8 protein-coding genes are annotated in these 7,367 nt (G+C 58.4%); 6 read left to right on the plus strand and 2 right to left on the minus strand.

The genetic code is table 11. The features are described from left to right. Positions 1-632 (plus strand): TenA family protein (locus VGP75_RS11895; protein ID WP_327543869.1); only part of this gene is annotated, 632 nt, incomplete at its 5' end. 108 nt (positions 633-740) lie between these two features. Here VGP75_RS11895 and VGP75_RS11900 read toward each other — a convergent pair. Beyond that, complete coding sequence (locus tag VGP75_RS11900) at positions 741-1,274, minus strand: hypothetical protein (RefSeq protein ID WP_327543870.1); 534 nt, start codon at positions 1,272-1,274, stop codon at positions 741-743. Between the two features lie 72 nt (positions 1,275-1,346). Next, positions 1,347-1,820 (minus strand): ester cyclase, encoded by a 474-nt coding sequence (locus VGP75_RS11905; RefSeq protein WP_327543871.1) that lies wholly within the window; start codon positions 1,818-1,820, stop codon positions 1,347-1,349. Between the two features lie 292 nt (positions 1,821-2,112). Here VGP75_RS11905 and VGP75_RS11910 point away from each other — a divergent pair, with 292 nt between their 5' ends. The 5 genes from VGP75_RS11910 to VGP75_RS11930 all read left to right on the plus strand — a co-directional run bounded on the left by VGP75_RS11910 (position 2,113) and on the right by VGP75_RS11930 (position 7,188). Next, complete coding sequence (locus VGP75_RS11910; protein ID WP_327543872.1) at positions 2,113-2,673, plus strand: TetR/AcrR family transcriptional regulator; 561 nt, start codon at positions 2,113-2,115, stop codon at positions 2,671-2,673. Continuing rightward, on the plus strand, positions 2,670-3,785 hold the full coding sequence (locus VGP75_RS11915) for a DUF418 domain-containing protein (protein WP_327543873.1): 1,116 nt from the start codon (positions 2,670-2,672) through the stop codon (positions 3,783-3,785). Before VGP75_RS11910 ends, VGP75_RS11915 begins: the two co-directional genes overlap by 4 nt. A gap of 493 nt (positions 3,786-4,278) precedes the next feature. Beyond that, the gene (locus tag VGP75_RS11920) at positions 4,279-5,196 is read left to right on the plus strand and encodes a DMT family transporter (RefSeq protein ID WP_327543874.1); all 918 of its coding nucleotides are present in this window, start codon (positions 4,279-4,281) and stop codon (positions 5,194-5,196) included. A gap of 197 nt (positions 5,197-5,393) precedes the next feature. Further along, positions 5,394-5,885 carry an Lrp/AsnC family transcriptional regulator gene (locus tag VGP75_RS11925; protein ID WP_327543875.1) on the plus strand — a complete coding sequence of 164 codons (492 nt, stop codon included), beginning with the start codon at positions 5,394-5,396 and terminating at the stop codon, positions 5,883-5,885. Positions 5,886-6,048: 163 nt separating this feature from the next. Next, a complete protein-coding gene (locus tag VGP75_RS11930) occupies positions 6,049-7,188 on the plus strand; it encodes a glycine cleavage T C-terminal barrel domain-containing protein (RefSeq protein WP_327543876.1) in 1,140 nt (379 codons plus the stop codon). Positions 7,189-7,367 lie beyond the last annotated feature (179 nt).

The following is a 7,367-nucleotide window of genomic DNA, read 5'->3' on the forward strand; positions in this document are numbered from 1 at the left end:
GTCCGTGGCGCGATTATACCCACCACGCCTTTGTCGAAGGTTTGCGGAACGGTTCTTTGCCGCGCGCATCCTTCCTGCATTACCTGATTCAGGACTATGTGTTCCTTGTGCATTTTGCGCGCGCATGGTCCCTGGCCGTGGTCAAGGCCGAAACGCTGGACGAGATGAAGGTCTGTGCGGGGACGGTTGATGCGTTGGTCAATCAGGAGATGGCCCTGCATGTGACAACATGCGCGGCGCAAGGTATTGATGAAGCAACGCTGTTTGATGCAGTCGAGGAATTCGAAAACCTCGCCTACACGCGATATGTGATGGACGCGGGGCTGCAAGGCGACTTCCTTGATCTGATGGCAGCACTTGCGCCATGTTGTTTTGGTTACGGTGAAATCGGCCTGCGGCTGGCGCAATCGGCCGCGCCCCAGACACCTTATCGCGACTGGATTGCGACCTATAGTGACCCCGAATATCAAACCGTGATGGCTTCGGTCGGTCAGATGATAGATGGCGCAATTGCGCGTCGATTGGGCCCCGATCCAAACACATCCATGCGCTGGCCAAACCTTCAGGCACGGTTCACAACGGCAACACGGCTAGAGGTCGCGTTTTGGGATATGGGACTGCGCGGCGCGTGACAAAAGTGCATGCTATTCATATGTGCGCGGCCAAGGCCTGCTACGCGCATGTAACCGGCGTTGGCCGCGTCCGGCGGATGGCTGTTACCAGCCCGTATTGGACATGGTTCAGGCGAAAGCTTGCGTGAAACCAAGAAAGTTCAGGACCGCCGCCGTCAACCAGAACGGTGCAAAGACGCGGCCCACATTGCGTCCGTTGCGGCTGACCCTGGGATGATGCCCCAGTGCCGGGATACCGGCATGGTTGGCATTCACCAGTGCGAACAGGGCCGCCATGATACCAAAGACCAGATGTAAGGCGTGGCGGTCGGCGAGGGGCAGGGTCAGCCCGTAGAGCACACCAGCCGCTACAGCGATAAAGGCGAGCGCGCCCTGGCGCTGTTCGAAGAGCATCAGAAAGATATAGTCCGCGCCTGCGGGGGCCTTGTCACTCGGGGCAGCTGCGAGAGCAGCGTCCAGCATGGTGATCTGGTCGTCATGCGTTAGGGCCTTGGCTGGGCGCGGCAGGTCGGGGGCAAAGAAGGGCAATACCCAGTTCACCACCCATCGCGCCCAAAGCGGACGGAAGATTTCGACCGCATGGACGAGAGCAGGGGCAAGGCACAAGAGCAGGCCGCATGTAGAGGCAAAAGTGGTCGACATCGCTAAAGTTCCTTTGAAACAGGCCGAAACAGGAAAGCTTGGCAGCATCTGTTGCCGCCGCGCTTTCAGTATTCACTCGGCGGTCAGCTGTGCGACTGCGCCGGTCCAATCCTCCAGATGGTAGGTGAGCGTGATGCGCCCGTCTTCGACCGTCACGATGTCAATGGACATGGCCTCGAAGCTTTTACCGGTTGCCGGATCGACCCCGAAGAACGGGCCTACCGGTGTGCCGCGAAAGAGACTGCGCACCACGAACCGCCCGTCACCGAGGTCGATGATCTCCTGCGGCTCCCACGTGAGGTCCGGCACAACCTGCCCCAGAAAGGCGATCGTGTTGAGCATACCTTGCGCACCTGCGCCGCCCGGCGGGGGTGGGATTGAGACGACATCGGGCGAAAAGACTTCGAAATACCTTTCCTGCGTTGTTCCGGCGGGGTCGGTCAGGATGTCGGAATAGAACGCGCGCACAGTGTCGATATCATCGGCAAGGGCGGGTCCGGTGAGTATTGCGGTCGCAAATGCGGCGGCTATGAGGGTCTTTTTCATGTGTTTTCCTTTCTGGCAGGTGGGGGCAGTGTTGCGCATCTCGGCATCATGCATGATGCCCCAAGCGTGGTTTCCTCTGTCGGCAATTGCGCGAACCGCTGCAGTGCCGAGCCGGCTGCTGGCCCCCGTTATGTCAACCGTTCGCGCTGTTCCGGTCATGGATCATTCTCCTGCTTGCACGCTGTGTTACTGACTGGTATAAATATTGCATGCTCTGCGTCAAGATAAAAATACCGGTTAGTATAAAATGATTGATGATGATTCAAAACCCGCGCGCGGCAGGCCGCGGACAATGAACGCCGGGCAGGTGCTCGACGTCGCGATGAACGCCTATTGGCAAAGCGATCCGGCCGATGTGTCGGTCAATGCGATCTGCCAGATGGCAGGGATATCGAAGCCCTCGCTTTACCGCGAGTTCGGCAGCGAGGACGGGCTGTCGCGTGCGGTGCTCGATCATTATGCCGAACAAGTGCTGTCAGAGATGTTTGCGGTCCTGCACGGCGGGCAGGGACTGCACAAGACGCTGGATGCCTTGATCGACTTTGCCTGCGACGACCCCCGGATGGAAACGGGCTGCCTTTTCTACAAGATGCGGGCGGGCAAGCACCGCCTTGGGTCACAGACACGCGCCCGCGTGGACGAGATCGACGCGGCAGCGCAAGGCGCTTATGCCGCCTTTTTGCAGTCCAGCCTTGATCATGGTGAGTGGCAAGGCGGAATGCCCGTCGCCGCGGCGGCGAAATACCTGGGCGAGCAGATCGCCCTTGGGATCACCCAACGCGCCTCCGGCGAAGACCCCGCCCGCGTCCGAGAGATGCTGACGTTGGCGCTGTCGGTGTTCACCCGCTCATGACCGGATCGCAACGCGCCCTGATGCCCGATTACCTGCGGCTTTTTGCGCTGTTTGGTATCGTCGTGGTCAACGTCCAATTCATCGCGTTTTCCGCGCTTGGCAGCTTCGCGGATCCGGGCGCGGAGACGACCTTGGATGCGATGACACTGTGGCTCGTGAACGGGCTGGCGCTCCTGAAGACCTACGGGCTCTTCTCCTTCATGTTCGGCGTGGGGCTGGGGTTCCTGATGCGCTCGGCGGCGCGTCGCGGGCTGCCCTTCGGGCGCGTCTACCGCAACCGCATGATCGGCCTTGCGATCCTCGGCATCGCCCATGGTTGCCTTTTCTTCCCCGGTGACATCCTGACCCTCTACGCCGTTACGGGCGGGATCCTGTACCTGTTCCGGGATTGGCCTGTGCGGCGCCTCGTCAAGGTCGGTGCGGCTTTGCTTGTTCTTCAGGCCGTCATCGCGCCACCACTGCTGCTCGCCGCTCCAGAAACACCGCCCGACATCGTCGCGATGGAACGCGCGATCCTGACCGAGGGCGGTTTCCTCGAGGCCGTCCTGTTTCGCGGCATCGGCTTTGCCTTCATCCTTCCTTCCTTGCTGGTGATCCAAGGTGTTTCGGCACTTGGCTGGTTTTGCCTTGGCCTGGCGGCGGTGAAGTCCGGCATGATCGACGACGCAGGGCACCCGCTATGGCGGCGCGCAAGGCGCTGGTGCCTTGGGCCGGGCGTGGTGCTGGGTCTTGTCGGGGCCGCGATCTGGCAATGGGGGCCGCCAGTGCCCGGAGTCTTGTTGACTGTCGTCTCGGCACCGCTTGCAACCCTTGGCTACCTCGGACTGATCGCCGCACTATCGCGCCCGCCGGGGCCGGTCATGGCAAAGGCGCTTGCCGCCGGTGGTTCAAGCCTGAGCATATATCTTGGTCAGTCCATCATCCTCTCGACGATCTTTTCCGGCTACGGGCTCGGCCTTTGGGGCGCGGTGGATCGGCTTGCGGCCGTTGCCATCGCTATCGCCGTGACTGCGGGGCTGATGGGGGCGCTGCTCATCTGGCGCTCCCGCTTTGCGCTCGGTCCTTTCGAATGGATATTGCGGCGGATCACCTATCGGGAGCTTCGCGTCTGAAGCTTCAAGGTAGCAGCCGACAACTGCGCATCGTTGAACCCCGAGGAAACGCAAGAATACGAAATGTCTGGACTGGCCGGTATGGACCTGTCCCGGTTTGATGCCGCTTCTTTGATAGCATTTGCTGCAACAAAGGAGATGAACGAATAGACTGAAACGGACGGACACATTCCGCAAGGATGCAGAGTGTATCGCGCTTTCCGGCGGGTTGACGCGCAAGCAGGTCGCTGATGATCTCGGTGTTGGCGCGCGGCTGGAATGATGGCTGCAATTTTGTCCACACACACAAACCGGCGAATTTTCTTGTGATGTGAACAGTTGCCTCTTTCACCCTTTTCCGAAAACCAAAAGGATAAGTGCGTTTCTGTGCCAGAATTGAAGAGAGACGCGTTCTTCACTTTGCGCAGCAGTCCCCAAGAATGTCGTATATGAGTGATCGGATATCCGTCAGACGAGTTAACCTCTGTGCAGAGAAATCTATGATTGGGCCTAAATGACATCTATCTCGCCCCCTTCTTCAAATACGGATGCGCACAAACACGGTGTGCTCTTCGTCTTTGCCGCGGGGGTTTTATGGTCAACGGTTGGTCTTGGAATTCGCATGATCGAGGACGCCGTCGTATGGCAGATTCTCCTCTATCGCTCGATCAGCATGTCGCTGTTTCTCTACGTGCTTATTCGCATCCGGTCGGGCGAGAGTCCCTTTGTCCAGATCCGACGGATTGGTTTCCCCGTGATTATCGCAGGACTTTCGCTGGTTGCCGCCTACTCCGGTGGGATCTACGCGATCCAGAATACTTCGGTCGCGAACGCCATGCTGCTTTTTGCAACAGCACCGTTTATGGCGGCGGTGCTGGGATGGTTCGTTCTGGGTGAACGTGTGCGCCTCGCAACCTGGATCGCGATTGCCGCTGCCGTTGGCGGGATTGCGATCATGGTCGCGGACAAATCCGGCAGCGTCGCCCTGAAGGGCAGTCTGGCGGCCCTTGGTTCAGCATTCGGTTTCGCCGTCTTTACCGTGGCCTTGCGTTGGGGCCGAGCGGGCGAGATGCTGCCAGCAGTCTTCCTGTCTGGTCTCTTCGCAATCGCAATTACCTTGGTGATCTGCATAGGCTTTGGGCTTCCGCTCGTTCTGAGCCCGAATGATGGCGGCATTGCCATGGGTATGGGGGTTTTTCAGGTCGGAGCCGGTCTGATCCTCTATACGTTAGGCTCGCGCAGCCTGCCTGCGGCAGAGCTGGCCTTGTTGTCTCTCGCCGAAGTGCTGCTCGGTCCCCTTTGGGTCTGGCTCTTTCTGGGTGAAACGGCAAGCGTGAATACTTTGATCGGCGGTATGGTTCTGCTTGTCGCCATTGCGGGAAATGCGGTGTCAGGCAAGCGACGAAAACCGCCTCCCATCACGGCACCATAGCAACACCAGTGCCGTCCGTTGATCGCGTTGCATCGTTTCCGGACCACCAAATTGGTTCAAATGCTGAACAACGCAGACCAGTTGGGCGTCTAAGCGTTGGTTTTTGTCGCAAAGCAGACCTCTGGCCTCTAGGTTTCAGGCTAAAACTTTGGAAAAGACACATCCCGCCAGTTCTTAAGCGCGTTAGGACAATTTGCATGAAACGAATAGCCCTTGATGCCGCAGACATTCGCATTCTGAGTGCCTTGCAACAGCACGGCCAGTTGAGCAAAGCCAGGCTGGCGGAGGTTTGCAACCTTTCTGCGACACCCTGCTGGGCGCGGCTGACGCGACTGAAGGCGGCGGGATATATTCGTGGCTATCATGCTGAAATTGCGCTTGGTCAGTTGGCCGATTTCGCCCAAGTCATTGTGACAGTCTCGCTCAGCCGGCATCGCAAGGCCGACTTCGACCGTTTTGAGGCATACATTAACGGCCGTGACGAGATCATTGATTGCATCGCCACGGGCGGCGGCGTTGACTACATCATGAAAGTCATCAGTCCCAGCCTGACTGCGTTTCAGGCCTTTGTGGAAGACCTCCATGCCGAAGATCTTGGCATCGACCGCTACATGACCCATTTTGCGACCCGACAAGTGAAATCAGCTTTGCCCAACATCGCAAAACTGGCGGGTGCGCGCGCCAAATAGGGTATCCGGCCCAAACGGTCCTTTAAGCATGAACAAAACGGCCCGATTGGTCTGCAATTGCGGAATCTTCAGCCCGCTTTTCTTGCCCTTCTCAGACTACATCTCGATCAGAAGTGACCAGTTTGTGGTCGGGAGGATTACAGACAAACGGGAGGACGTTTCAATGCAAGCAGATGATTTTGGTTTCGGCACACAGATCCGCAAGTCGCCTTATTTTGACGCAACAGTGCGTTGGGGCGCGCAGGGGTTTTCCGTCTACAACCACATGTATATCCCGCGTGACTTCGGCGACCCCGAGCAGAACTTCTGGAACCTTGTGAACGAAGCGATCCTTTGTGATGTGGCCGTCGAGCGTCAGGTTGAAATCACCGGCCCGGATGCTGCAAAATTCACGCAAATGCTGACCTGCCGCGATCTGTCAAAGATGGCCGTGGGCCAGTGCAAATACATCCTGATCACAAATGCAGATGGCGGCATTCTGAACGATCCCATCCTGCTGCGCCTTGCGGAAAACCATTTCTGGATCTCACTGGCTGACAGCGACATTCTGCTTTGGGCGCAGGGGGTTGCGATCAACGCGGGCCTTGATGTGACGATTGGCGAACCTGACGTGTCCCCTTTGCAATTGCAGGGCCCCATGTCCGGCGAGATCATGAAGGCGCTCTTTGGCGACGACATCATGGATCTGCGCTACTACTGGCTGCGCGAAGTCGAACTGGATGGCATTCCGCTGATCGTCTCGCGCACAGGGTGGTCCAGTGAATTGGGCTATGAAATCTATCTGCGTGACGGATCCAAAGGTGATCTGCTGTGGGAAACCATTATGGCAACGGGTCTCGAATTCGGCCTCAAGCCCGGGCACACCTCGTCCATCCGCCGGATCGAGGGCGGGATGTTGTCCTATCACGCCGATGCAGACATGAGCACGAACCCTTTCGAGCTTGGCTTTGACCGGCTGGTCAATCTCGACATGGACGCTGATTTCATCGGCAAGGCCGCCCTGCGCCGCATCAAGGAGGAGGGTGTCCGCCGCAAACAGATCGGCCTGATCATTGATGGAGAGCCGCTTGCCGGCCCCAACACGACGTTCTGGGAAATCAATCTGGGTGGCGACACCATCGGCAAGGTCACCTCTGCCGTTTATTCCCCGCGCCTCAAGCAGAACATCGCGCTGGCCATGGTTGCAGCAGAACACGCCAATATCGGTGCAGAAGTCGAGGTTGTCACAAAATCCGGCCCGACCCGTGCAACGATCTGCGAGCGCCCTTTCTACGATCCAAAGAAACAGATCGCTGCCGCCTAATGTTCCTGTGGTGTCTGCGGTGCTCTGACTGTCTCGGCAGTCACGAAGGTATTTGACAAGATCAGGGTGCAGTTCAGTATTAACCGTCCTGGGTTGGTGCTCCACTCCGTCCGCAAGTGGTTCATCACCAAGCGCGACCGCACCGGGGTCGCGGAGCACTTCACCACCACTCTGGTAGG

The organism is Yoonia sp. (assembly GCF_036007805.1).
Taxonomy (GTDB): domain Bacteria; phylum Pseudomonadota; class Alphaproteobacteria; order Rhodobacterales; family Rhodobacteraceae; genus Yoonia.